Source organism: Demequina sp. B12, assembly GCF_028823635.1.
GTDB lineage: Bacteria > Actinomycetota > Actinomycetes > Actinomycetales > Demequinaceae > Demequina.
Genome location: NZ_JAPEHU010000001.1, coordinates 488,229 through 513,659 on the forward strand (window position 1 = coordinate 488,229; position 25,431 = coordinate 513,659).

Below are 25,431 nucleotides of genomic sequence, written 5' to 3' on the forward strand. Positions count from 1 at the left end.
TCGGAGCGTGCGGCTCCGACAGTCCAACCATGGAGGTGCAAGTGACAGCGTCCGACGCCGTGATCGCTCAACTGCGCCACAGTCGCCAAGAGATGCGGCGAGAACTGGCTCGAGTGCGCTGGTGGCGTCGCCTCGTCACGGCGCGCAAAGAGCTCGAGATCGCGCTCCTGGCCGATGCCGAGGAGATGGGCTGCCTGGGGCTCGCCGACGCGTGGGAAGCGCTCGCGGCTGACGCTCCCACCACATCGGAGCTCTCTCAAGCGGTCTGGCCCCAACCACAAGGTGCGACACCCTCCAGCGTGGAGGCCCTCACATCACTCGATACGAGGCTAGAGTCATATGAAACACGAGTGGCAGAGAACCTGGAGACGGTGACAGCACAAATGGTCAAGGCACTAGGAGAGCAGCACCGCGAAGGTGCTCAGGGCCCGCACGCCCGGGGATATCTCCATGGCTGACGCATCGCGTGAAGAGCAGCTGCTGCGTTCGTCACCCCTGTTGGGTGGCATGGACGTGGCAAGCGCCCGAGCACTGATTGAACGGATGTCCCGCCAGGAACTCACCCGTGGGGAAGTGCTGTTCAACGAAGCCGACGAAGGCGCCGCGATGTTCATCGTCGTGAAGGGCAAGGTCAAACTTGCACGCACGGCGCGTGACGGTCGCGAGAACCTTCTGGGTCTCCTGGGTGTAGGCGACATGCTCGGCGAACTTTCCGTGTTCGACCCCGGTCCGCGAGTGTCGCGTGCGCACGCCGTTGAAGACACCGTCGTGTACGAACTTGCGAAGGTCGACCTCGACGAGTGGCTCGCTGAGCACCTCGCGATGTCGCCGCATCTGCTCAGGGCGTTGGCGCAACGCATTCGTCGCCTGTCGAACTCCATGGCAGACCTGGTCTTCTCCGACGTCCCCGGCCGAGTCGCGAAGGCAATCCTGGACTTGGGACACCGCTTTGGACGCATGGAGCGCGGACACGTGACGGTCCGTCACGGACTGACGCAGGAAGAACTCGCGCAGCTGGTGGGCGCCTCCCGCGAGACGGTCAACAAGGCCCTCGCCGACTTTGCGTCCCGCGGGTGGATCGACGTCCACATTGGTGCCGTCGACGTGTACGAGCCCGAGAGGTTGCGGGCCCGGTCCCGCTAAGCGGAGCGCAACTGCGCCACGAGTTCAATCTCGACAGGAGCTCCCAGCGGCAACGACGCGACACCGACAGCGGACCGAGCGTGACGGCCCTGCTCACCAAACACATCGGCCAAAATCCCACTGGCACCGTTAATCACGGCAGGCTGCGCGGTAAATCCGGGTGCGGAAGCCACGAAACCGGTGATCTTGAGGATGCCGCTGATGGAGTCCAGCCCGCCGGCGGCCTGCGCCGCAGCCGCCAACGCGTTCAGCACGGAAGCGCGCGCACACTCGAGCGCACGCTCCGGACTGACATCGCCGGAGCGTTGGCCCACCACGCCCACGGCAAGCAGTTCGCCGTCGACCAGCGGCAGTTGGCCCGAGGTGTACACCAGATCACCGTGGATCTTGGCGGGTACATAAGTGCCAACCGGAGTCGCCACCTCGGGAAGAGTTATCCCCAGTTGGGCAAGGCGGGCCGATGCGCTCACGGCTTGGGTCGCTTAAGGTAGGCCACGAGACCACCGGTGGGGCCGGTGACAACCTGGACAAGTTCCCAACCGTCATCACCCCACTGATCGAGGATCTGCTTGGTTACGTGGTCGATGAGCGGCACTGTCGCGTATTCCCACTTTGTCATAGGACGAGGGTAACGTGGAGCGCCGGAAACGTTCAGGGACTCCAGTGCGTTAAGTGGGTCAACGTAAGGTTGGTGTATGGGTTTCTTCACTTCTGATCACGCGCGCCGTGATGGCCGTGTGACCGCGGTGCAGCTTGTTAGCGCCCTGATGATGTTCATTGCTTTCTCCATCATCGGCGGATTCCTCCTGGCAGGTGTGGCACTTCCTGCCGCAACGGTGGTCAACTCCGCAGCTCAAGGCACCTCAGAACTGTTCGAAGAACTCCCCACGGAACTGCAGGACGTCAGCCTTCCCCAGCAGTCCAACATCTACGCACGTGATGGCAAGACCCTGCTCGCCACGTTCTACGACCAGAACCGTGTCGTGGTTCCGCTTGAAGAGATTTCCCCGTGGATGCAGATGGCGATCGTGGCCGTCGAGGACAAGCGTTTCTGGGAACACCACGGCGTCGACGGTGAAGGTCTCCTGGCGGCAGTGAAGACCAACCTGACCAGCGACTCCTCGCCCGGCGCGTCCACGTTGACCCAGCAGTTGGTGAAGAACACCCTGCGAACCGCTGCAGAGAACGCTGACGATGAAGAAGCGATGGACGCGGCGACTGAAGTGTCGATGTCGCGCAAGATCCGCGAATGGCGTCTGGCTCTCGCGCTTGAAGAGAACCTCAACACCTCACTTGGATCCACCTGTGACGCTACCGACCCCGCAGTGAACTGTGGGAAGGAAGAGATCCTCCAGCAGTACCTCAACATTGCGCAGTTTGGCCCCAACATCTACGGCGTTGAAGCGGCCGCGCAGTACTACTTCTCCAAGCCCGCGGCGGAACTCAACGCCGTCGAGGCCGCGACCATCGCGGGTATCACCCAGAACCCCAGCAAGTGGGACCCCACCCGCACCTTCATCTCTGACGAAGGCGAAGAGGTCGACAACTACGAGAACTCAGAAGTCCGCCGCGACACCGTGCTGGGCGTGATGCTTGAACAGGAAATGATCACGCAGGCCGAGTTCGACGAGTACGAAGCCGTACCTGTCGGTGAAACGCTCGACGTGAAGCGTCCCCTGCTGTCCTGCGCGGCATCGCAGGATGCGCCCTTCTTCTGCGACTACGTCACCAAGGTGATTTCGAAGGACGAGGTCTTCAACTCTGACGGCCTCAACGGCCGCGACCTGCTCCTCAAGGGTGGACTCGACATCGTCACCACCTTGGACATCACCAAGCAGAAGATCGCGAACGAAGAACTCTTGAACTCGCTGCCCATGGACGATGAGCACGGCCTCGCCATGGCCATGGTCGCGCTCGACCCCTCCACGGGACAGATTCTGTCGATGGCGCAAAACCGCATCTTCGACCCCACAGCGGAGTCAGAGAACTCGACATCCATCAACTACGCGGCCGACCGCGAAATGGGTGGCTCCAAGGGATTCTCCCCAGGTTCGACCTTTAAGACCGTGATCCTCGCCAACTGGCTTGAGACTGGGCACTCGCTTAAGCAGTACGTGTCCGGTAGCCAGCAGGAGTGGACCAGTGAAAACTGGGCAACCACCTGTGAAGGACCCGTTCTGGTGGGTCAGAAGTGGAAGCCAGGCAACGTGGGTTCCGACAACCAAGGTCAGATGACCGTGTTGAAGGCAACCGCAGACTCCATTAACACCGCCTACGCCGCGATGGCCAGCCAACTGGACCTGTGCGATGTCCGCGACACCGCGGAGGCGCTTGGCTTCGAGCGTGCTGACGGCGCGGACTTCGAGCTTGTGCCGTCGTCCGTGCTGGGTGTGCAGAACGCTTCTCCGCTCACCATGGCCGAGGTCTACCAGACCTTCGCCAACGACGGCATCCACTGCGAACCGCTCGCGATCCTGTCCATCACGGATGCCGAAGGCAACGACATTGCCGTTCCGCAGGAAGACTGCCGTCAGGCAATCTCCAAGGAAGTCGCGGACGGCGTCACCTACGCCATGGAAGGCGTGATGACGGAGAGCTCGGGCCAGTACTTCCCGCTGGACGGAGGGCGACCCTCCGCCGGCAAGACCGGAACTGCAAACGACAACACCCACACATGGTTCGCCGGCTTCACGCCGCAGCTCGTGTCGGTGTTCTGGCTCGGAAACCCGGACGAAGACGTCAAGCAGCAGTTCATGACGATCAACGGCCGCTGGCACAACTTTGTCTACGGCTCCACGATCGCCGGACCCACCTGGTCCAACTACATGAGCCGTGCTTTGGAAGGCGAGGAGTTCCTCGACTTCGACGAGCCCACAGACGAGATCCTCAACGGTGTTCCCGTGCGAGTCCCGACCGTCACCGGATCCACCGAGTGGTGGGCACGTCAGCAGGCCAGCAAGGATGGCTTCCTGCTGAAGGTCAGTGACTCTGTGGTCTACGCCCCTGGAGTCGAAGCAGGCACGGTCATGACTCAGACCCCGGCTGCGGGAACGATGATGACGCCTGGCACCACCATCACCATTCAGCTCGCCACGGACTCGCTACCTGGCTGGTGGACCAACTGGCCTGACGGCTGGAACAAGAACCAGGCACCTGACGACTACTGGGGCACCACCTGGCCGCCCGCTGAGTTCGAGTCGAACCCGCCGAATGGCTGGGTTGACGAGGAAGACCTCGAAGAACAGTGTCAGGACCCGTCCGACTGGTGGAACGAAGCCACGAACGAGCCCTGCCCACTCCCCACTGACGGCGACGGCAATGGTGGCGGCAACGGCGGTGGTCGAGGCAACAACGACGACTAACGCCACGGCAGTGATCGTCACACCCCTCAGAACAGGAGCTCAGTCGTCGTGAATCGTGTTGTTGGTGCGGTAGGCCTCGTTGCCGCCGCAGGCCTGGCTTGGGGCTTGGCGGAAGCCCAGTCCTTCGTGGTGCGGCAGGTTTCTGCACCCGTGTTGGCCCCAGGGTCGCGCCCGGTACGGATCCTGCATGTGTCCGACCTTCACCTCACTCCGGGGCAACGCCGCAAGGTGGAGTGGGTGCGGTCACTCGCATCGTTCAAGCCGGACCTCGTCATCAACACCGGAGACAACCTGGCACACCTGGACGCGGTCCCCACGGCGCTCGATGCACTGGAGCCGCTGCTGGACTTCCCGGGAGTGTTCGTCCACGGTTCGAACGACTACTACGCGCCACGCCCCAAGAACCCCTTCACCTACTTCGCTTCGCCTACGAAGGTGCGCGGAGACGAAGCCGAGCACGATGTTGACGCACTCACCGCTGGCATGGCTGACCGCGGCTGGCTCAACCTCAACAACTCGCGCGGCACGCTGACGGTGATGGGCACAGAAATCTCCTTCGTGGGCCTGGACGATCCACACCTGGAGCGAGACGCGCTCCCCACTCCCGGTGGTGCGCGGGGCGACCTACGCATCGGCGTGGTTCATGCTCCTTACCTGCGTGCCCTGGGTGCGCTGCACGGCGATGGTGCGGAAGTCCTGATTGCTGGACACACCCACGGCGGCCAGGTGTGCGTGCCGTTCATGGGGGCACTGGTCACGAACTGTGACCTCGACACGTCCCGCGCGTCCGGCCTCCACGGATGGCCCGGCCCGCGTCCGGATGCTGCTGGCGGTGAAGACTCGGCTTGGCTGCATGTCTCGGCCGGCGTGGGGACCTCGCCCTACGCGCCTGTGCGTTTCGCGTGCCGCCCTGAGGCCACCGTGTTGACGTTGCTGCCACGCGACGGTTAGGAGCCACGCCGCGCATCGGGTATTCTGGCACGGCTTGATTTCGGGGTGTGGCGCAGCTTGGTAGCGCGCGTCGTTCGGGACGACGAGGTCGCAGGTTCAAATCCTGTCACCCCGACCACAAGTACGAAGGGCCTGTCCATCTGGACAGGCCCTTCGTCGTTCCCGGGGTGCTGCGCCCCGGCAGACACTGAGGGTCACTTCCGGCAAGAATGTGACACCAGGTGCCTGCTACCGCGCGGTGGAGCTGTACTGGGCGCGGATGTGGGGCCGGGTGTCGATAGGCGGCGATGCGGCGACGCGAACCGTCCAGGCAGGTCGTTGCCCGGTGAGAGCCCATGCGGCCTGGACGGCGGCGCCAAGGGCCACGTACTCGGCTGGTGCGGGGACATGCACCGCGGTGTCGAAGACTTGTGCGGCGATCGTTTGAACAGCCGGGTTTTGTGCGGCGCCGCCAATGAGTAGGAGCCGGTGCGGGGTGAGGCCTTGCGCACGGATCCGGTCCAAGCCGTCGGCAAGTCCGCACAGCATGCCTTCGATTGCGGCGCGAGCCACGTTCTCACGAGTGGTGGAGGCGAGGGTGAGTCCGGCGAGCGTGGCGGTGGCGTGGGGAAGGTTGGGCGTGCGTTCACCCTCGAAGTACGGCACTAGGACGGCGCCACCGGCTCCGGGGTCGGCCTTGAGTGCGAGTTCTCCAAGGTCGTCGTGGCTGACGCCGAGCAGACGTGCGAATGAGTCCAGCACACGTGCCGCGTTGAGGGTTGCTACCAAGGGCAGGAATGCACCTGAGGCATCCGCAAACCCGGCGACGGCTCCGCTCGCGTCGCGTGCCGGTTCGCCCGACACACCAAACACCGTTCCGGACGTACCGATCGACACCACCACATCACCGTGGTCGGCGCCCAAGCCCAGCGCAGCACCCGCGTTATCGCCGGCGCCAGGCCCCACCAGCACATCGGCCGCCTGCGCGTCGAGTCCGGCCGCTCCCTGTCCTGCCGCCTCTCCGGGTTGCAGGACACGCGGGAGGATCACATCGTGCCCGAGCGCCGCGACCAGGAGGTCCCGGTCGTACTCACCGGTGGCGGGGTTCCAATACCCCGTGCCGGAGGCGTCGGACCGGTCAGTGGTGAGCGCCGTCAGGTCGGCGCCCAACGGAGACTCGTCTTGCGGCCCGTAGCCCCGCAACCGCCACGTCAACCAATCGTGGGGGAGGGCAACCGCCGCCACACGCCCTGCATTGTCGGGCTCGTGGTCTCTCAGCCAGCGCAGTTTGGTGGACGTGAACGATGCGACAGGGACCAGCCCGGTGCGGTTCACCAGGTCGGTGGCACCGAACTCGGCGATGAGCGCCTCGGCTGCGCCCGCGGACCGGGTGTCGTTCCACAGCAGCGCGTCACGCACCACCCGGCCCTGGGCGTCCAAAGCGACCATGCCGTGCTGCTGACCAGCAACTGACACAGCGGCCACGTCCCGCAGCCCGCCGGCATCGGCCATTGCCTCCTTCAGGGCGAGCCACCATGCGGTGGGATCGACTGAGGTACCGTCCGGGTGGGCGGCGCGGCCCTCCCGGACGACGGCTCCGGTCTCGAGGTTGCGCACGACCACCTTGCAACTTTGCGTCGAGGAATCGACGCCTGCGACCAGGGTCATGTGACTAGCCTCGCGCACCCATCAGGTGTTCGGAGGCCAGTTGCTGCAGTCGGACGAACCCAAAGCCCTTGCCGCCAAAGTAGGCGTCGGGGTTGAAGTCTTCGTATGCGGTGCGGTCAGCGAGCAAGTCGTCGTAAGTCTCGCCTGTTGCGAGGGTGGGCTTGCCGAGTTCGTACACACGGGCCGCTTCAAGAGCCTCTTGCACTTCTGGGTCCGCCCGGAACGCGGCGGCGCGCTCCTTGAGGAGCAGGTACATGCGCATGTTGGCGCGAACCGACTCCCACACGCCCGTGCTGTCCTCCGTACGGGAAGGCTTGTAGTCGAAGTGGCGGGGGCCGTCGTAGGTGGGGCCGCCGTTGGGGCCTCCGTGCTCCAGGAGGTCCACCAGAGAGAACGCGTTGTGGAGGTCGCCGTGGCCGAACACCAGGTCCTGGTCGTACTTGATGCCGCGCTGGCCGTTGAGGTCGATGTGGAAAAGCTTGTCGTGATAGAGCGCCTGGGCGATGCCGGCGGTGAAGTTCAGTCCGGCCATCTGCTCGTGGCCAGTCTCCGGGTTGAGTCCCACCAGTTCGGGGCGCTCAAGGGAGTTGATGAAGGCGAGCGCGTGGCCCACGGTGGGCAGCAGAATGTCCCCGCGGGGCTCGTTGGGCTTGGGTTCAATCGCGAACTTGATGTCGTAGCCCTTGTCGGTCACGTAGTCGCCTAGCAGGTTGACTGCTTCGCGGTAGCGCTCGAGCGCGGCGTTGACGTCCTTCGCGGAGTCATACTCTGCGCCTTCGCGTCCGCCCCACATGACGAAGGTGGTGGCACCTAGCTCTGCGGCGAGGTCGATGTTGCGCAGGACCTTCCGCAGCGCGAAACGGCGCACGTCGCGGTCGTTGGAGGTGAAACCGCCGTCCTTGAAGACGGGGTGCGTGAAGAGGTTGGTCGTCACCATCTCCACCACGATTCCGGTGTCGTCACAGGCTCCCTTGAGGTCGGAGATGGCGCGGTCACGGACCGCGTCGGTGGCGCCGAACGGGAAGATGTCGTCGTCGTGGAAGGTGATGCCCCACGCGCCTTCTTCGGCGAGGCCGTGGATGACTTCGACGGTGTCGAGACGGGGCCGGGTGGGGCCGCCGAAGGGGTCTTGCGCTTCCCAGCCGAGGGTCCACAGTCCGAAGGAGAACTTGTCGGCGGGGGTGGGGGTGAGTGTCATGGTGCTCCTCGCATCATCTTCGATAACGTTATCGAAAGTATGCCGTGACTTGGTTGTGAATCGCAACTTTTGTAGGTTAGGCGATACTTCTATGGGAGTGGAGGGGTGCACACCCCACAACAAGGAGGCTCGATGGACTCGCGAGACTACGGACGACCGCTGACCCCAGGTCGCGGCAGCCGCAATGAATCTACGCGTCAACACAACCTTTCGTTGTTGCTGTCGTTGGTTCACCACCATCCGCAAATCTCACGCGCAGAACTCACCCGCATGACGGGACTGAACCGTTCCACCATCGGCGCGCTCGTGGCAGACCTGGTGGACGCACGCCTCGTCGTCGAGGTCGCAGCCCTCTCCGGCAACGTGGGCCGCCCCAGCCCCCGCGTCACCGCGCACCCCGGCATCGCAGCGGTCGCGGTCAACCCCGATGTCGACGCGATCATCGTCGGTCTCGTGGGCATGGGAGGTGTGGTGCTCGACCGCAAGCGCATCCCGCTCCCCGAGCTACCCAGCCCCGAACAGACCGTCCAAATCGCAGCAGACGCCACCCGCGACCTCCTGGCAGCCCATCCCGAGATCATCCGTATCGCAGGCGCTGGCGCGGCCGTCCCGGGACTCGCACGGCCCCTCGACGGCGTGATCACCCGGTCGCCGCACCTGAACTGGTACGAAATCCCCTACGCAGAGATGCTGGAGGACGCCCTCCAAACCCCCGCGTACATCGACAACGACGCCAACGTCGGCCTCCTTGCGGAAGCGGTGTTCGGTGCAGGACGCAACCTGTCCACGTACTTCTACATGAACGGCTCCGCATCCGGCATCGGCGGCGCGATCATCGCTGGCGGCACGGTGCTGCGTGGCGCTGACGGCTACGCAGGTGAGCTCGGCCACACCGTCGTGGACTCCAACGGCCCCCTGTGCCACTGCGGACGCCACGGCTGCCTCGAAACGGAAGTCCAATACGCCCGGCTCAAGGACGCCGCAGCACCACACGAACTCGTGTTCGGTGACCTCGCCAACTCGCTGGCAGACATTGACAACGGCGCGGTAGCGGAAGAGATCGACCGCCAGGTCGAACTACTTGCCGGCGCAATCGCCTCTCACATGTCCGTGTTCAACCCCGAGGCCGTCATTCTGGGTGGCTTCCTGGGTGGCCTGTTCGAACGCCGCGGCGAAGAACTCCGTCAGCGCGTCAAGGACTTGGCCTTTGCGCCGCTCGCGGACGAACTAGTCCTCGAGCGCGACTCCATCGGAGAAGACCTGCTGCTCGTCGGCGCCGCTGAGTTGGCGTTCGCGCCCCTGCTGGACAACCCGCTGGGCGGCTAGTTGCGGTCAGGTTGGTGCGGTTCCGGCCAGTCGCGTCACGAGTGAAAGTTCGTAGTCCCTACAATCGTGGCCATGGCTCGCCGATCCCGCCCGCAGCTGGCCGCACCGGTGCTCCGTGCCGCATTGGGGATTGCGCTCGTGGCTACGATCGCGTGGTCCGCTATGTGGCTGGCTCCTACCGATGCGACCTACCCGCCGCGGTACAAGGCGATGGGGCGTGCAGACACGGCAGACATCCTTGACGCTGCCGTGAAGTCGGGAGCGCAACTGTACGAGGCGTATTCCTTGTCGCAAGCGGTAGGCCAGGTGGCGCCGGACGCCACCCTCGTCTTCCCGGACGGTGGCCGCTACGAGCGCACGTGGACTGGGATGAGACTGAGCGGATACGGAAAGGCTGCGGACGTCGCCAGTTCCACCGTCCCCGCTATCGAGCTCTGGGGCCGTGTCGCCTTCAACGGCGATGAAGAAACCTACTCCGCACCAGGTCTGTGGGACATTGTGCTCGACCCAGACGGAGATCACAGCGTGTTGGTACACGTCATGCCAGCCAACCTCGACGACCCGCAACTCGTCATCGAGGCCACGCTTATCGATGCTTCCCTGGACGGAGTTGCCGAGTGATCGCCGAGTTGGCAGTTGTCACCTTCCTCTTTGCCGCAGGTACCTGCGTGGCCCTGGGCTCTGGCACCCGTGGTGCCCTCCAAGGCGTCGTGGCACTCATCAGTCAGGCCGTGCTTCTGCCGGGTGTGGGATGGCTACTGGTCGTCGCTCACCTGCCTGTGACCGTTGTGACGCTGGGCCTAGCCGTGGGTGCGGTCGCTGTTGTCGCATGCGCCTGGCACTACCGGCGCCGCACTCACCGTGGCGGTCCGCGGCTCCCGCTCGCCTGGCCGTGGCTCGCGGCTGCGTATGTGCTCACCCTCGCGACGACCGTCGTGGTGCGCGAACTGCTGCTGTACAAGTGGTCGACGGACTCGCTCGCGTACCTCAACATCACCGCACTGTTCAACGGCGGCACCTACACGGACACGATCTATCCGTTGTTCCTTGAGGAACGCCTGGTGGGCGTGGCTTTGATGCACACGCCGGGAGCCCTCACGGGGGAGTGGTTCTTCCACGCGGCGACTCCGCTCACGTTCCTTGCCGTGGCCGCGATGGGGGCTTGGGGCTTGTGGCGCATCCTCGGTGCGCGGATACGTCCGGCGGTTGCCCTGGCCGCGGCGGCAGTGTTCGTTCTCGCGTTGGTGGCCACCAACCGGCTTATCTTCACGGCGTTCTACATCAACGGGCACGCCACGGTCGCCCTTGCTTTCATCGTCCTGTGCGCGGGTGCGTGGGTGCTTGCGGAAGGCCGTGCAGGCAGCGAACTTGTTCCCGTGATGGTCCTTGCCGGTGTCGCGGCTGTAGTGACCAGGCCAGACTCAATCGTCGCGCTCGCCGTGGTGCTGGCGGCCGTCGCGACCCAGGCGGAGATCCCCCGCCGCCTACGCGCTTTCCTTGCGGGAAGCATCGGCGTGAGTGCCGTGGTGTGGCAAACCTACGTGGTCGTGTTGTGGGCCGTTCACGGCCCAGAGATGTCGGTGCCCGCGGTGGTATCGCTGCTGCTCGCCGTGGGAGTTGTGGTGTTGGCAGGTGTTGCGCTGCTGCAATGGCCTTCCCGATATCAAGTCTGGCTGCTCGCTGTCGCGGAGGTGGCGTTGTGGGCGCTGTTGGCCGTCGCGGCAGCGAGGACGACCGGCATCGTGAAGGTCAGTGTGCTCGCGACCTGGGACAACATCATGCACAACGAGGGCGGCTGGTTCCCCATGCTTCCACTGCTTCCACTCATCGTGGGCTGTGCGGTGTTGTTGCTCCGCCGCACCACGACTCGGCCGCTGCGTTTCGCGGTCACGACCTTTGTGCCGGTGATGCTGATCCTGGCGGTCGCGCGTGACGGTGCATACCGTGTGGGTGCCGGCGACTCGCTGAATCGCGCGTGGGCCCACATCGTTCCCACGGCTGTTGTGCTGGCCATTGCGCTCATTGCGCTCGGTACTGCTCGGTTCGTGAGGACCTCGCGCCTCCTCCACGACATGGACGACGGAGCGCAGAAGCCTGGTGGTGCAGCTTCATCCCGCAACACACATACGTAAGCGGAGACGCGCATCGGCCCTCACCTCCCGCTCAACTGAGCAGGTAGTGAGGGCCGATGCGCGTGTGAAGTGAGTTTCTAGCCGGCGATCTTCGCGGCGACCAGTTCTGCGACCTGGATGGCGTTCAGCGCGGCACCCTTACGGAGGTTGTCGCCCACAATAAACAGTGCGAGGCCGCGGTCATCGTCGACGCCCTTGTCGGCCCGGATGCGGCCCACGAACGTGCCATCCTTGCCTGCGCCCTTGAGAGGGGTGGGAACCTCTTCAACGTCCACGCCAGCAGCCTCTGCGAGGATCTCGTATGCGCGGGCAGGAGTCAGCGGACGCGCGAACTCTGCGTTGACCGACAACGAGTGGCCGGAGAACACGGGGACACGGACGCACGTGCCGGAAACCCGCAGGTCGGGCAGGCCCAGAATCTTGCGGGACTCGTCGACGAGCTTGCGCTCCTCCACGGTCTCGTTTGAGTCGTCCTCGACGTAACCGCCGGCCAAGGGCAGGGCGTTGAAGGCGATGGGCTCGGTGTACACACCGGGCTCGGGGAAGTCCACGGCGTAACCGTCGCGAGCAAGCTCCTCGGCACCATCGATGACGGCGCGGGCCTGCGTGGCGAGTTCCTCGACGCCAGCAACACCGGAGCCGGACACTGCCTGGTAGGTCGACACGATGAGACGGACCAAGCCCGCTTCCTCGTGCAGCGCCTTCAAGGTAGGCATCGCGGCCATGGTGGTGCAGTTGGGGTTCGCGACAATGCCCTTGGGGATGTCGTTCAGCGCCTCAGGGTTGACCTCCGACACCACGAGCGGAACCTCGGGGTCCGAACGCCAGGCGCTCGAGTTGTCCACCACAATGGCGCCCGCGGCAGCGAACTGGGGGGCGTATTCCTTGGAAGGACCGCCACCAGCGGAGAAGATCGCAATGTCGATCCCGGCGTAGTCACCCGAGGCGATGTCCTCAACAGTGATCTCTTTGCCCAGGTGCTCCAACTGCTTTCCAGCGGAACGCGCGGACGCAAAGAAACGCACGTTCGCGTCGGGGAAACGCTGGCCCACGAGCTCGCGCATGACGGTGCCCACCATGCCGGTGGCGCCTACTACTGCAACGGTCAGAGTCATCGTCCGGAACCTCCGTACACCACGGCTTCGCCGTCGTTCGAGTCAAGGTCAAAGGCGCTGTGCACGGCACGCACGGCCTCGTCGAGCTTTTCGGCGCGAGTCACCACCGAGATACGGATATCAGAGGTGCTGATCATCTCGATGTTGATGCTCGCGTCACGCAGCGCGGAGAAGAACTTGGCGCTCACACCGGAGTTCGAACGCATCCCTGCGCCCACGAGCGAGATCTTGCCGATCGCATCGTCCGTGGTCAGTTCGGCGTAGCCGATCGCTTCACGGTCAGCTTCGATCGCCGCCATGGCGCGCGGCACCGAGTCAGCGGGGAGCGTGAAGGAGATGTCCGTCACGCCAGTGACCGTCGCGGATACGTTCTGAACGATCATGTCGATATTCACGTCCGAGGTCGCGACGGCCTCAAACAGGCGGGCTGCGGAACCGGGCACGTCCGGAACACCGATGACCGTGATCTTGGCCTCGGAGCGGTCGTGCGCGACGCCGGCAATGATCGGGTCTTCCATCTCTTCTCCTTCAGCAGTGTCGCCCACGACCCAGGTCCCTTCAAGACCGGAGAACGAGGAACGCACGTGGATCGGCACATCAAAGCGGCGTGCGTACTCGACGCAGCGCGGCATCAGGACCTTGGCGCCGGAAGCGGCAAGGTCAAGCATCTCCTCGTAGGAGACGCGGTCAAGCTTGCGGGCAGACGGGACGATGCGGGGGTCCGCACTGAAAACGCCGTCCACGTCCGTATAGATTTCGCAGACGTCCGCGTCCAACGCTGCGGCGAGCGCCACGGCAGTGGTGTCGGAACCGCCGCGGCCGAGCGTGGTGACGTCCTGGGTTTCTGGGTGGAGCCCCTGGAAACCTGCGACGATCGCCACGTCACCGTCGGAAACAGCCTTCTGCAGGCGTCCCGGTGCCACGTCGATGATGCGGGCGCGGCCGTGATGTTCGGTGGTGATGACACCCGCTTGGGGGCCGGTGAACGCCTGGGCGCCCACGCCGAGTTCACGGATGGCCATGGCCAGCAGAGCCATCGAGATGCGCTCGCCGGCAGTGAGAAGAATGTCCATCTCACGGGGTGCCGGGTCTGTTGTGACGGCGTTCGCCAGGTCAATGAGTTCGTCCGTTGTGTCGCCCATGGCAGACACAGCGACGACAACATCATTGCCGGCGCGCTTGGTCTCGACGATGCGACGGGCTACGCGCTGGATCGCTTCAGCGTCCGACACGGAGGACCCGCCGTACTTCTGCACCACGAGCGGCATGGTTAGGCTCCGTAAAGTTCAAGGATGATACGCCCGGCCTCGGACGCGCGCCCCATTCTAGTGAAAACGCGCGTGTGAGCCTATTCGGGTCCGTCGTGGTTGACGCGGGGGTGGCCGTTAGGGCTTGGCGTTCGCCACCCAGCGGGTCAGGTGGGCGACTTCCCGCTCCAAAGGAGTGGCCGTAGCGAGGGCCGATGCGAGGGCCGCGCCCCCTTCAACACCAGCGAGAAGGTGCTGGGCGCGGGCGGTCGCAGCCGACGAGGCGAACCCTAGGTCCTCAAACTGCTGTGCGATCCACTCCAGGGCTTGCTCGTGGGCGGAACTGAAGCCCACGCGAGCCGCTGTCGCGAGCACCGTGCCGTGGTCAAGGATCGCGTCGGACTCGTCCACATAGCTCGTGAGGAATGCGGTCAACGCTGCCCGCGCATCGGCGCTGGTGTCCGCGTGCTCCGCGGCCTGCGCCGCCAACGCCTCACGGATGCCATCAGCGATGCCAGCCGCGACATCGTCCTTGGTCTTGAAGTAGTAGTAGACGCTGCCCGAAGGCACCCCCGCCTCCGCAGCAATGTCCGCAATCGTGGTGGCATCGAGGCCCTGCGTGCGCGCCAACCGGATCGCTGCGGCGGTGAGACGTTCTCGCTTGTCAGAAGCGCTGCGTGGCATGAGATCTCCCTCGGCGGCCATCGTCGGCCCACTAGTCGGTTCACTCACTATGACACTCCGGTATGACACCCCCACCCCCGACACACCCAAAGATCAGGGAACCACCTCATATGCACCGCAAGCACACCCTGCCAGGGTGGACATGCTGGCACGCAGGGGGCGAGCCAGCATCACCAGACAAGGAGCACCATGACCGCAACAGCACAGGCCCCAGCGCCCGTGCGTGAGGCAATCGTCGCCAACGGAGTCGCACGAAGCTTCGGCTCAGTACGGGCCGTTCAGGACGCGACGCTCACCGTTCCCGCCGGATCCGTCACCGCCCTCATCGGGCCCAACGGCTGCGGGAAGACCACCCTCATGCTCATGCTGTCCGGCTTACTACGCCCGGACACCGGAACCATCACCGTGGCAGGCCACAACCCCAGCACCGACGCTGCAGCAGTGCGCGCCGCCATCGGCTGGATGCCAGACCAACTCGGATCCTGGGACAACCTCACCTGCCTCCAGACCCTCACCCTCATGGGAGAGGCCTACCGCATCCCGCGCGCCACCGCCCGCGAACGCGGCCTGGACCTCCTGGAACGCGTCCATCTCATCGAGTTCGCCAACCGTCCCGCACGCGTACTGTCGCGCGGCCAAAAGCAACGACTCTCACTGGCCCGCGCACTCGTCCACGACCCTCAAGTCCTGCTACTCGACGAACCCGCCAACGGACTGGACCCCCGCTCCCGCATCGAACTGCGCACCCTGGTCCGCGAGTTCGCCGCAGAAGGCCGCGCCGTCCTGGTCTCCAGCCACGTCCTCGCGGAACTCGACGAAATGGTCGACGACGCCATCTTCATGTCCCAAGGCCGCACCCTCGGCGACGACGCCGCCGCCATGGTGGCCGACGCCAAAACCCGGTACCTCGTCCACGCCCTCGACCCCGCCGCACTCCAGGCAGCGCTCACCGGCGCCGACGTACCGTTCGAAGCCGCCGGGGAAGGCGTCATCATGCGGTTCGTCGACGAACAACGCGCCGCAGAAGCACTCACCTGGCTCGTCCAACAAGGCGTCCGCATCCACCGGTTCGGACCAGCTGGCTCCGCACTGGAACAGACCTACATGGCGATGAACGAGGAGCGGCGATGACGACCCCCACCACCACCCACACCCCACCGCCGCCCGAAGCCTCCGCATCGGCCCCCACCGCCGTCACGCCGCCACCACAATCCGGCAACCCCTGGCGGCCCACCTTCCACGGGGTCAGCCTCATGACGCGCATCGAACTGCGCCGGCGCCGCCCCACCACCAAGGGCTACGTCTTCTACGGCATCCTGTTCGGCCTGGTGATCGCGATCTGTGTCGCGGCGGCCGTGTTCGCCCCAGCCCAGTTGTCCTCCACCAACTTCGAGATCGTCCTCATCATGGTGTTGGGCGTGGGCATGCTGATCGCACCATCGCTTTCGGCGACCTCGATCAACGGAGACTCCAGCGAAGGCGTGCTCGCGCCACTGCAGATGAGCCACCTCACCGCAGGAGACATCGCCGTCGGCAAGCTGCTGGCATCCTGGACCGTCTCCGTCATCGCGCTCGTTGCAGTGTCTCCGTTCCTGATCTACACGTTCGTGTCGTCGGGCTGGACTGTCCTCGAGATGCTGACCACCGTGGGCGCCATCCTGTTGGTCGTCATGGCCTTCACCGCGGTAGGCCTCGCCTGGTCCTCGATTGCAGCGCGCGCCGTCGCCTCCGTCGCCTTGGCACACCTCACCACCGGGTTCTTCCTCATCGGCACGCTCATCGTGTTCGGCGTCGCGGGCCTCCTGGTGACGGAAGAGTCGTCGCAGCGCGACCACTACATCGACTGGAACGCGCTCAGCCCCGAGGCGGAATCCGCACTCGACAACGCCTACATGACCGGCGACTACACCAACCTCAACATCGACGACTACAGCTGCCTCGAGTCCGAATGGGCCTATACCGTGACCCACACCGAACGCGTGTCATGGATTGTGCTGATGAACCCGGCCGTCATGATCATCGAGACCGCCCCCATCGTGGACCCCGAAACCTGGGAAGAAGACGGACGCGCCGCGCCAGGCGCATTCGCCATGCTGCACAGCGCGCTGTCCGAGGCCCGGATGGGGCCCGACAACGACATCAATCAGTACCAGGCCTACGACGAATGCGCCGAGCTCGCCACCATGATCGACAACAACGTCGCCTCGGACGAGGATTTGGAAGCACAGTGGGAGGCACAAAACTCCGCCTGGGAGCAGCGCCAACAGGAGCTCGCGAACCTTGAACGTGCACCCTGGATTGGACTGGGCGTCTCCGGAGCCCTCCTCGTGGGGTCCATGTGGATCGTGATCCGCAGGCTCCGCGTGCCGTACAAGACGCTACGCACGGGAACCCGAGTCGCGTAACGCGCTGCCCTCTCGCCTCGTATAGCGGGTGGGGTTGCGGCCCCGGGCTCCGTCGGTTTGACACATATGTGTGTCAGATGAGGAGCCTGGGGCCGATGCGACAGCCACATCCTGCGCGCAGGCCTCAACCGTCACATGGTTGTGTCAAAGCGACTGGGCTGGGGGAGCCTGGGGCCGATGCGTCTGGGGCGGGGATGGCCGGGTTAGGACACCTGGCGGCGGCCCTCAAACGCACGGCCCAACGTCACTTCATCCGCGTACTCCAGGTCGCCACCCACCGGCAGACCCGACGCGAGCCGCGATACGGTCACTCCCATCGGCACCAGCATCCGCGTCAGATAGGTCGCGGTCGCCTCACCCTCAATGTTCGGGTCCGTCGCGATAATCACTTCTTGGATGGTGCCGTCACCCAGGCGCGTCAACAGTTCACGAATCCGGAGGTCATCCGGGCCCACACCGGACATCGGATCGATTGCTCCGCCGAGCACGTGATAGCGGCCCCGGTACTCACGTGTGCGCTCAATGACCACCACGTCTTTGGGCTCTTCCACCACGCACAACACGTCGTCGAGGCGGCGGGGATCGGCGCAAATCCGGCACTGTTCCGACTCTGCGACATTGCCGCACGTGTCACAGAACCGGACCTTCTCTTTCACCGTGGTGATCGCATCGGCCAGACGCTTCACATCGGCAGCGTCCGCAGCAAGGAGGTGGAAAGCGATGCGTTGGGCGCTCTTGGGGCCTACACCGGGAAGGTAGCCAAGCTCGTCGATCAGGTCCTGCACTGCGCCGTCATACATGGGGACAAGCGTAGGCGTGAGGTGAGACAGTTGCGGCCAGACGCGCACAGTGGGGCGCCGTGAGAGGGGCCGATGCGTGGGGCTGGTGGGCGGTCTAGCGCGGTTCCAGGATGCGCACGTATGCGTCGAACAAGGCCGAGACGTCCGTGTCGTACAACCGGTATGCCAACCCAAAGCCGTCCGTGATGGACAGGATCTGCTGAGCAAGGATCTCCGGTGGCAGGTCCGTGCGGCACCATCCGCGTTCTTGCAGGGTGCGCGGCAGGATCGCGAGTTCATGAAGCCACTCGCCGTAGAGTTCCCGTAGGGGTTCCACGAACTCGGGCTTGTCGCTGTTCTCGTTCACAAACTCGGCGATGAGCAGTGTCCATACGCCGCCATTGGGGTCGGTTCGGTCGAACTCTTGTGACGTGGTGATGAGTGCGCTGGGCAGGTCCGTCACGGCATCGGAGTCCAGCACCTCCCACCAGCGGCCGCGGATCTCTTTGCGGTGGCGCAGGACCTCAAGGAAGAACTGTTCCTTGGAGTCGAAGTGAAAGTAGAAGGCGCCCCGCGTGTAGCCGGAGTCACGCACGATGTCTTCGATGGTGGTGCGCCCGTAGCCCCGAATGCGGAACCGTTCGAAGCCCAGCCCCAGCAGGTCGGAGCGGGTCTTGGCGCGGCGCAACTCGAACTTGGTGGGTGGTTTTTCGCCACCAGATTCATGTGCGCCAGACATGAACGCTAATTTACCAGCCGGTCAGAACGGGCCTTCTAGGCATCCTCGACGATGGTGCCGCCGAGCATCTTCGCGACCACGTCTGCGCCTGAGAGCTGCGCGTCGGGTGCGCGTTCGTCGTCCTCGGAGATGATTTCTTCTTCCGGGTATTCGGAGTCGTCGTAGGGCGGCTCCTCCGGCTCGGGGGCGGATCCGCCAAAGGAGCTCGCGCTCGGTGCGCTGGCGCTCGGCGCGGGCGTGGATGGAGCCGCGGCAACAGCCGCAGCAGCCGCGGCGTAGCCTGCCGACGGTGCTGCCGCGGGAGCGCTCGATGGTGTGGGGCGTGGAGTAGGGGCTGCGACCGGGCCGGTCGTGGCTTCCACACGCACCTGGAGGCCCAGGGTTTCGCGGACCGCGAGGGCAACGTTCTCAGCGTGCTGAGAGCCGCCGAACCGGCCCGCGAGCGCAGAGTTGTCGAAGGCGAGCATCAGTACGCCGTTGTCGACGGACGCTACTTGGGCGCTTTGCGACACCATCGACCAGGTCACGCGGCGGCGCTCAAGAGTTCCGAGCACTTCGCTCCACCTGCGGCGCAGCAGTTCGGCATCGTCGGCGCCACCGGCAACCGCGTTTGCTTGCTGGCCTGCCGCAGGTGCAGGAGCCGATGCAGGAGCCGATGCGGGTGCGGCAGGTGCTGCTGCCGCCGGTGCCGAGGGGGCTGCGGGTGCTGATGGGGCGGCCGACACGGGCGGCTCAACAGGCGGTGAAGCGGGCTGTGAAGGCGGCGGCGATGCGACCGGAGCGCTTGCGGGGGCGTCGTCCTCGGGGTCGTCCCAGGGTGCCGGGGGCCGGGTGTCTGCCGCGGGGGCTGATGCAGCAGCCGGTGCGGCTGGAGCCGGAGCCGGTGCTGGGCTTGAGGGCGCTGCGGTCGAGGGGGCAGCGCCTGACGGTGCTGTACCGGCTGGCGCGGCATCGGGCTTGGGCCGGGCTGCAGCGACCGCAGCCTTGGCGCGTTCGGCGGGGGACAGGCCGTCTTGCGGCGCAGCACTCGCGGCGCCACTCGCGTGAGTCGCGGGTGCGCTCGCGGATGTTGCTGCTGCAGGGGCGGCATACGCGGTGGAAGCGGGGGCCGCGTCCGCTGCCAAGAGGCGAGCGCACAGCAACTCAAGATGCAGGCGCGGAGACGTTGCTCCCACCATGGACGTCAAAGCCTCATTGATGAGGTCGCCCGCACGGGATCCGCGGGCCAAACCCAGACGACGGCTCTGGTCCTGCATGCGCTCCAGCTGGTCCTCAGGAACCTCCCCCAGCGCACCCGCGCCAGCGGAACCGGCCGCAGCCAACACCAGCAAGTCCCGGACTCGCTCCAGCAAGTCCTCAACAAATCGGCGAGGCTCATGACCCGTCGAGATGACACGGTTCACCACGTTGAACAGTGACCCGCCATCGCTTGCTGCCAACGCATCAATGGCGTCGTCGAGCAGCGTTGCATCCGTGAAGCCCAGCAAGGCGATCGCGCGCTCATACGTCACACCCGTGTCGTCAGAACCAGCGATCAACTGGTCCAAGACGGACAACGTGTCACGAACAGAACCGCTACCGGCGCGCACCACCAGCGGCAGCACACCCGCGGCGACCTTGACTCCCTCTGCCTGGCACAAGGTCTCCAAGTACTCGGTCAGCACACTGGGCGGAACCAGCCGGAACGGATAGTGGTGCGTACGGGACCGAATGGTGCCAATGACCTTGTCTGGCTCCGTGGTCGCAAAGATAAACCGCACGTGAGGCGGCGGCTCCTCCACCAGTTTCAGGAGGGCATTGAAGCCCTGAGTGGTGACCATGTGAGCCTCATCCAGGATGAAGATCTTGTAGCGGTCGCGTGCAGGAGCAAATGCCGCCCGCTCTCGCAGTTCACGAGCGTCGTCAACACCGTTGTGCGACGCCGCGTCAATCTCCACCACGTCGACCGAGCCCGAGCCGCCACGCGCCAACTCCACACACGACTCACACGTGCCGCACGGAGTGTCTGTAGGCCCCTCCGCGCAGTTGAGGCAGCGCGCCAAGATGCGTGCAGAGGTGGTCTTGCCACACCCGCGCGGCCCTGAGAACAAGTACGCATGGTTGACCTTGTCGGCGCGTAGCGCCTGCATCAGCGGGGTAGTGACATGCTCCTGGCCCACCACGTCAGCGAACGCGTCCGGGCGGTAGCGGCGGTACAAGGCTTGGCTCACGGGACTGAGCCTAACTGTCCCCGGTGACACACGCATCGGCCCTCCACATCCCCCAGTCCACCTGCACCCTGGGTCTACACGCACGAAGGCCGCGCCAGGAGGGAGAGCCTGGCGCGGCCTTCGTGAGAGAAAGCAGGATTTATGCCATGTCCATGACAATCCGGCCGTCGATCTTGCCAGCGTGCATGCGGGCAAAGATGTCGTTGATGTTGTCCAGTGGTTCCACCGCATAGGTCGGGGAGACCTTGCCGCGAGCGAAGAAGTCAATGGCCTCTTCCATGTCGCGGCGCGTACCCACGATCGATCCGCGTACGGTCCAGCCGTTCAACACCACAGAGAAAATGTCCAGCGGGAACTGCTCCGGAGGCAAGCCCACGAGCGACACGGTGCCACCGCGACGCAACGAGCTCACTGCCTGAGGGAATGCCTTGCCGTTGACGGCCGTGACCAGCGCACCGTGCACGCCGCCCCCGGTCGCTGCCTGGATCTCGGCAGCAGCATCGGCAGTCGTGGCAGCGTTGATCGCCACCTCCGCACCGTGCTTCTTAGCGAGAGCCAACTTGGCATCGTCCACATCCACTGCCACCACACGACGGCCCATCGCCACCGCGTACTGCACTGCAATGTGACCCAAACCGCCGATGCCGGAGATCAGGACCCAGTCGCCAGGCTTGGTGTCGGTCTGCTTGAGGCCCTTGTACACCGTGACGCCAGCGCACAGGATGGGTGCGGCCGCCGCAAGGTCCACGCCGTCAGGAAGGATGGGGCAGTAGCGCGCATCGACGAGCATGTACTGACCGAACGAGCCGTCCACGGCGTAGCCGCCGTTCTTCTGCTGCAGGCACAGGGTTTCCCAGCCCGACTCGCAGAACTCGCATTCGCCGCACGCGCTCCACAGCCAAGCGTTGCCGACGGTGTCGCCCACACTGACACGAGTAACGCGGTCGCCTACAGCGACAACTTCGCCCACACCTTCGTGGCCGGGAATGAATGGGGGAGTGGGCTTGACCGGCCAGTCGCCTTCAGCGGCGTGGAGGTCGGTGTGGCACACACCCGAGTACTTCACCTTGACGAGGGCCTCGAAGGGTCCGGGACTGGGAAGTTCCACCTCAGAGACGTCGAGCGGAGCGTCGAAGCTCCGTACTACTGCGGCACGGAAAGTGTCGACCATGATTTTTCCCTTCGTTTTTATGTCGTCTCCGGGGACAACAATTCCAACGTACGCCTGGGATTTGGGCTCTGCACGGGGAAGAACGTCCCTAGTGGGGTGAGACCTCCGTCACACTCCGGGCTGTAGTCGTCACTGGGGCGGCAGGTGGTCGCTTTTGGGTGGTTCTGGTCGGTTTGGCACACGGCTGGGACGGATGGGGCCGATGTGGCGGGTGGGGGGTCGTTTCGCGTCGGTTTGGCACACGGCTGGGACGGATGGGGCCGATGTTGCAGGTGGGGATGCACGTGAGCCACACGGTTCACAGCAGCAACAGGTGTGTGTCAAACCGACTGGGCGCAGGCGCGCGGGGCGCGGGGCGCAGGGCTGCGGCGGGACGATGCGCGAGGAGGGCTACAGATTCAGAGCGCGCGCGAGGGAATGCCAGTGGGCATAGAAGGACCCCCCACGCACCCGACAGAGCCCGCTTACCCTTGCTGCATTCCTGCCCTGGGGGAGTTGGGCGAGGTATCGCCACGTGGGGGGTCAGCGTCAAGTGTAGCGGCCTTGGCCACAGGGCAAAATCTGCCCGGTTAGGAGTTCTGCCAATGCTCGGGTAACATTTCTGCGCCTGGAGGATTCGCATAGTGGCCTAGTGCGCACGCTTGGAAAGCGTGTTGGGTGTTAAAGCCCTCAGGGGTTCGAATCCCCTATCCTCCGCCAAGACGTCCCAGACGCATCCTGCCCCAGGAGTGGAATACGTGACTGACGCACACCAGCCCCACGCGACAACGCGCGGCTCGGTGACGCGTCGCCGCCGCCGTGAACGCCAGCTCGTGGTCTTCGGTGTGCTGATCATTGTGCTGACAGCCCTGACCATTGCTTCGCTTGCGATCTACAACGGCAATGCCTCGGGCCCCTTCAAGGCCGCGATTCACACCCCTGCTGGCGAGTTCGAAGCCGACACCACTTTGGTGTGCCCGCCCAGCAACACCACGCCACTTCCCGCAGAGGAAGTCGTCGTGCGAGTCGACAATGCCACTGACGCCCAAGGCCTCGCGGGAACCACCGCAACAGCCTTGGAAAGCCGCGGATTCGTGGTCAGCGGCGCGCAGAACTGGTCGCGTTCGTACGACGGCAACGTGGAGATCCTGTTCGGCAGCCAGGGCGTTGTCCACGCGTACACGCTCGCGCTGCAGTTCGACAACGTGGAACTCACGCTGGACAGCCGCTCCGACATCACTCTGGATCTGATCCTGGGTGCTGAGTATGTCGAGACGCCTGGTCTGCGTTCCGCGCTGGCCCCTGAGCTTGACCCGGACGTTGCGCTTGCCGCAGGCGAGGCCTGCCTGCCCGTGGATGTCGTCGAACCCCAGCTTGCGCCCGGCGACTTGCCTGCGAACCCGCTGGCCACCGCAAGCCCCGAGCCTTCCGCCGAGCCCTCCGAAGGTGGCGACGAGTAACACGCTCGCTTCCCCCGGCTCCCGCACCTCCCATGCTGGCAGTACTTGAGTGCCACATGTGGGCCCAAAGTGACGCCAGATGACTGCCAGGACGCAGCGCCTCAAGAAACACGAAAGCCCGGCTCCTCTACAGGAGCCGGGCTTGTCGCTTCAGCGCGGTGACGGTGGGATTTGAACCCACGGTACGGGGTTACCGTACACAGCATTTCGAGTGCTGCACCTTCGGCCGCTCGGACACGTCACCGCGGAAAAGATTACCGGCTGTTCAGCCTGAAACCTAATCGGCGGAGTGAGGCGGTCCTAGTCGGTGAGTGTCGTCGGGGGCTGCTGCGGGATGGATGAGCGCGGTGGCGACTGCGAGGCTTGCGCCAAGGAAGGTGTCGACGAGTCGTTCGCTGGTGATGGCGGAGTCACCGAACGTTCCGGAGCCTGCGCTGACAATGACGAGTGCCATGGGAGTGACGGCGGTGACCGCGATGGCGTAGTGGCGGGTGATGGTGGCTTCGGTGATGAACTGGAGTGCGCCCAGCGTGAGGGCGAGTAGGACGGGTGCGGGGTCCAGGTGCACGATGCCCAAGTACACGCCCACTCCTAGGACGGTGCCGACGGTGCGGTGAAGTCCGCGCGTCACGGCTAGGCCGCGGCCGGGGACGACGCCCACCACCACGACTCCTGCGGCGACGGCCCAGTAGGCGCGGTCGGCGTCGAGCCACACCATGCTGACGACGGTCGCGACTACGGTGACGATGACGGTGCGGGTGAGGAGTTCTTTGGCGCCTGCGTCCCAGGTGGGCCGGGCGAGCAGGACGGAGAGGGGGCGGGGGGTGATCTGCCAGTGTTGGCGACGGATGAGCGGTGCGAGCGAGGCGAGCACGGCCCAGGCGCAGCCTGCGGCGACGGTGCCGATGAGGGTGGCCGGTGCCATGCCGCCTTCGACGGCGTGTCCGGACAGTCCGTAGACGAGGATGGGGAACAGCGGGCCGGGCGGGCCTAGGCGGTAGCCGTGGACTGCGACAGCGATGAGGACGGTGACGGCGATCAGTCCCGCGGCGAAGGCGGCGGGGTAGGGGCCGAGCAGTGCGCCGCAGGCGCTCGTAGCGACCAGCACGAGCCCCGCGATGGGGCGCAGTCGGAGGCGTTCCAAACGGGGCAATGCAGCAAAGTAGGGAACGGTGAAGGCGCCTGTGGCGGCGATCAGGCCCAGGTCCAGACGGTCGAATGCGATGCCCACCAGCACGGGGAGGGTCATGACGATGGCGGCTTGCAGCGCGATGGGCCAGCGTGGCTGTTGCGCGGGAGTCACGGTGCCCAGGCTGATGACGGCGCGTTTCACGCCTCCGCGCCAGGCTTTGCGCCGTGAAGGGTCCTCGGCCATTTAGCGTCGTGCCTCGAAGAAGTCGCGGAGGAGTTGCGCGGATTCGTCGGCGAGGACGCCGGACACCACTTCCACTTTGGAGCCGATGCGGGCGTCACGCACCACGTCCCATTGACTTCCAGTGGCGCCGGCTTTGTCATCCCATGCGCCCAGGACGATGCGGGGGATACGTGCAGCAAGTGCAGCTCCTGCACACATGAGGCAGGGTTCGAGGGTGACCACCAGGGTGCAGTCGTCGAGGCGCCAGCGACCTAGGGCCGATGCTGCGGCTTGGAGGGCGCGAACCTCGGCGTGGGCGGTGGGGTCACCGTGGGCTTCGCGTTCGTTGCGCCCTTCGCCCACGATGGTGCCGTCGGGTGCGACAACAACGGCGCCCACGGGCACGTCCCCTGTCGCTATCGCGCCGGCCGCAAGCGTTAGTGCTGCGCGCATCGGCCCTTCCCACACACTCACGTGACCAGGTTACCGGCGTGAAATGCTGCACACCTGGGACCGGCGTCGCCGCCCC

General features: G+C 65.2%; 23 protein-coding genes, 3 tRNA genes and 1 other RNA gene. 12 read left to right on the plus strand and 15 right to left on the minus strand.

The features are described from left to right. Positions 1 to 41: 41 nt before the first annotated feature. On the plus strand, positions 42 to 458 hold the full coding sequence (locus ON058_RS02395; protein WP_274667431.1) for a hypothetical protein: 417 nt from the start codon (positions 42 to 44) through the stop codon (positions 456 to 458). Further along, positions 451 to 1,143, plus strand: coding sequence for a Crp/Fnr family transcriptional regulator (locus tag ON058_RS02400; RefSeq protein ID WP_274667432.1), 693 nt, complete (start codon positions 451 to 453; stop codon positions 1,141 to 1,143). The genes ON058_RS02395 and ON058_RS02400 overlap by 8 nt, the downstream gene beginning before the upstream one ends. Here ON058_RS02400 and ON058_RS02405 read toward each other — a convergent pair. Further along, positions 1,140 to 1,613, minus strand: coding sequence for a RidA family protein (locus tag ON058_RS02405; RefSeq protein ID WP_274667433.1), 474 nt, complete (start codon positions 1,611 to 1,613; stop codon positions 1,140 to 1,142). The genes ON058_RS02400 and ON058_RS02405 overlap by 4 nt on opposite strands. Further along, positions 1,610 to 1,762 carry a DUF4177 domain-containing protein gene (locus ON058_RS02410; protein ID WP_274667434.1) on the minus strand — a complete coding sequence of 51 codons (153 nt, stop codon included), beginning with the start codon at positions 1,760 to 1,762 and terminating at the stop codon, positions 1,610 to 1,612. The genes ON058_RS02405 and ON058_RS02410 overlap by 4 nt, the downstream gene beginning before the upstream one ends. 76 nt (positions 1,763 to 1,838) lie before the next feature. On the opposite strand from ON058_RS02410, the gene ON058_RS02415 reads away from it, so the two are divergent. From ON058_RS02415 to ON058_RS02425, 3 genes are all read left to right on the plus strand, one after another. Continuing rightward, positions 1,839 to 4,505, plus strand: a complete 2,667-nt coding sequence (locus tag ON058_RS02415; protein WP_274667435.1) for a transglycosylase domain-containing protein — start codon at positions 1,839 to 1,841, stop codon at positions 4,503 to 4,505. 48 nt (positions 4,506 to 4,553) lie between these two features. Next, positions 4,554 to 5,456 (plus strand): metallophosphoesterase, encoded by a 903-nt coding sequence (locus ON058_RS02420; RefSeq protein WP_274667436.1) that lies wholly within the window; start codon positions 4,554 to 4,556, stop codon positions 5,454 to 5,456. A 41-nt stretch (positions 5,457 to 5,497) separates the two neighbouring features. Beyond that, positions 5,498 to 5,574 (plus strand) — tRNA-Pro (locus ON058_RS02425). A 110-nt stretch (positions 5,575 to 5,684) separates the two neighbouring features. Here the strand turns inward: ON058_RS02425 and xylB are convergent. Together xylB and xylA are read right to left on the minus strand one after the other, a co-directional pair. Then, the gene (gene xylB / locus ON058_RS02430) at positions 5,685 to 7,103 is read right to left on the minus strand and encodes a xylulokinase (protein WP_274667437.1); all 1,419 of its coding nucleotides are present in this window, start codon (positions 7,101 to 7,103) and stop codon (positions 5,685 to 5,687) included. A gap of 4 nt (positions 7,104 to 7,107) precedes the next feature. Then, complete coding sequence (xylA, locus tag ON058_RS02435; protein ID WP_274667438.1) at positions 7,108 to 8,301, minus strand: xylose isomerase; 1,194 nt, start codon at positions 8,299 to 8,301, stop codon at positions 7,108 to 7,110. Positions 8,302 to 8,433: 132 nt separating this feature from the next. Here xylA and ON058_RS02440 point away from each other — a divergent pair, with 132 nt between their 5' ends. The 3 genes from ON058_RS02440 (at position 8,434) to ON058_RS02450 (ending at position 11,759) form a co-directional block, all read left to right on the plus strand. Then, entirely contained in the window at positions 8,434 to 9,627 is a 1,194-nt protein-coding gene (locus ON058_RS02440; RefSeq protein ID WP_274667439.1) for an ROK family transcriptional regulator, read from the plus strand. 72 nt (positions 9,628 to 9,699) lie between these two features. After that, entirely contained in the window at positions 9,700 to 10,248 is a 549-nt protein-coding gene (locus ON058_RS02445) for a hypothetical protein (RefSeq protein WP_274667440.1), read from the plus strand. Next, positions 10,245 to 11,759 (plus strand): hypothetical protein, encoded by a 1,515-nt coding sequence (locus ON058_RS02450; protein ID WP_274667441.1) that lies wholly within the window; start codon positions 10,245 to 10,247, stop codon positions 11,757 to 11,759. Before ON058_RS02445 ends, ON058_RS02450 begins: the two co-directional genes overlap by 4 nt. A gap of 77 nt (positions 11,760 to 11,836) precedes the next feature. Here ON058_RS02450 and ON058_RS02455 read toward each other — a convergent pair whose 3' ends face one another. The 3 genes from ON058_RS02455 to ON058_RS02465 all read right to left on the minus strand — a co-directional run bounded on the left by ON058_RS02455 (position 11,837) and on the right by ON058_RS02465 (position 14,805). Beyond that, positions 11,837 to 12,874: an aspartate-semialdehyde dehydrogenase gene (locus ON058_RS02455; RefSeq protein ID WP_274667442.1), complete on the minus strand. Its 1,038-nt coding sequence runs from the start codon at positions 12,872 to 12,874 to the stop codon at positions 11,837 to 11,839. Then, complete coding sequence (locus tag ON058_RS02460; RefSeq protein WP_274667443.1) at positions 12,871 to 14,142, minus strand: aspartate kinase; 1,272 nt, start codon at positions 14,140 to 14,142, stop codon at positions 12,871 to 12,873. The genes ON058_RS02455 and ON058_RS02460 overlap by 4 nt, the downstream gene beginning before the upstream one ends. A gap of 117 nt (positions 14,143 to 14,259) precedes the next feature. After that, complete coding sequence (locus ON058_RS02465) at positions 14,260 to 14,805, minus strand: TetR/AcrR family transcriptional regulator (RefSeq protein ID WP_274667444.1); 546 nt, start codon at positions 14,803 to 14,805, stop codon at positions 14,260 to 14,262. Between the two features lie 189 nt (positions 14,806 to 14,994). Between ON058_RS02465 and ON058_RS02470 the strand changes: the two genes are divergently transcribed. Together ON058_RS02470 and ON058_RS02475 are read left to right on the plus strand one after the other, a co-directional pair. Further along, positions 14,995 to 15,936, plus strand: a complete 942-nt coding sequence (locus ON058_RS02470; protein ID WP_274667445.1) for an ABC transporter ATP-binding protein — start codon at positions 14,995 to 14,997, stop codon at positions 15,934 to 15,936. Next, positions 15,933 to 17,210, plus strand: coding sequence for an ABC transporter permease (locus ON058_RS02475; protein ID WP_274667446.1), 1,278 nt, complete (start codon positions 15,933 to 15,935; stop codon positions 17,208 to 17,210). The genes ON058_RS02470 and ON058_RS02475 overlap by 4 nt, the downstream gene beginning before the upstream one ends. Before the next feature lie 203 nt (positions 17,211 to 17,413). On the opposite strand, the gene recR is transcribed toward ON058_RS02475, so the two are convergent. The 5 genes from recR to ffs all read right to left on the minus strand — a co-directional run bounded on the left by recR (position 17,414) and on the right by ffs (position 22,636). Beyond that, positions 17,414 to 18,010, minus strand: a complete 597-nt coding sequence (gene recR / locus ON058_RS02480; protein WP_274667447.1) for a recombination mediator RecR — start codon at positions 18,008 to 18,010, stop codon at positions 17,414 to 17,416. Between the two features lie 94 nt (positions 18,011 to 18,104). Next, a complete protein-coding gene (locus ON058_RS02485) occupies positions 18,105 to 18,728 on the minus strand; it encodes a TetR/AcrR family transcriptional regulator (protein WP_274667448.1) in 624 nt (207 codons plus the stop codon). Between the two features lie 35 nt (positions 18,729 to 18,763). Continuing rightward, positions 18,764 to 20,938, minus strand: coding sequence for a DNA polymerase III subunit gamma and tau (locus ON058_RS02490; protein WP_274667449.1), 2,175 nt, complete (start codon positions 20,936 to 20,938; stop codon positions 18,764 to 18,766). A gap of 139 nt (positions 20,939 to 21,077) precedes the next feature. After that, positions 21,078 to 22,109 (minus strand): alcohol dehydrogenase AdhP, encoded by a 1,032-nt coding sequence (gene adhP / locus ON058_RS02495; protein ID WP_274667450.1) that lies wholly within the window; start codon positions 22,107 to 22,109, stop codon positions 21,078 to 21,080. Positions 22,110 to 22,539: 430 nt separating this feature from the next. Continuing rightward, an RNA gene (gene ffs / locus ON058_RS02500) (signal recognition particle sRNA small type) lies at positions 22,540 to 22,636 on the minus strand. Positions 22,637 to 22,718: 82 nt separating this feature from the next. On the opposite strand from ffs, the gene ON058_RS02505 reads away from it, so the two are divergent. Both ON058_RS02505 and ON058_RS02510 read left to right on the plus strand, forming a co-directional pair. Then, positions 22,719 to 22,808, plus strand: a tRNA-Ser gene (locus ON058_RS02505). Positions 22,809 to 22,846: 38 nt separating this feature from the next. Further along, positions 22,847 to 23,548 carry a LytR C-terminal domain-containing protein gene (locus ON058_RS02510; protein ID WP_274667451.1) on the plus strand — a complete coding sequence of 234 codons (702 nt, stop codon included), beginning with the start codon at positions 22,847 to 22,849 and terminating at the stop codon, positions 23,546 to 23,548. A gap of 156 nt (positions 23,549 to 23,704) precedes the next feature. On the opposite strand, the gene ON058_RS02515 is transcribed toward ON058_RS02510, so the two are convergent. From ON058_RS02515 to ON058_RS02525, 3 genes are all read right to left on the minus strand, one after another. Further along, positions 23,705 to 23,792: transfer RNA gene (locus ON058_RS02515), tRNA-Ser, on the minus strand. Positions 23,793 to 23,825: 33 nt separating this feature from the next. Then, positions 23,826 to 24,923 (minus strand): FUSC family protein, encoded by a 1,098-nt coding sequence (locus ON058_RS02520; protein WP_274667452.1) that lies wholly within the window; start codon positions 24,921 to 24,923, stop codon positions 23,826 to 23,828. After that, on the minus strand, positions 24,924 to 25,355 hold the full coding sequence (locus ON058_RS02525) for a nucleoside deaminase (protein ID WP_274667453.1): 432 nt from the start codon (positions 25,353 to 25,355) through the stop codon (positions 24,924 to 24,926). Positions 25,356 to 25,431: the final 76 nt, after the last annotated feature.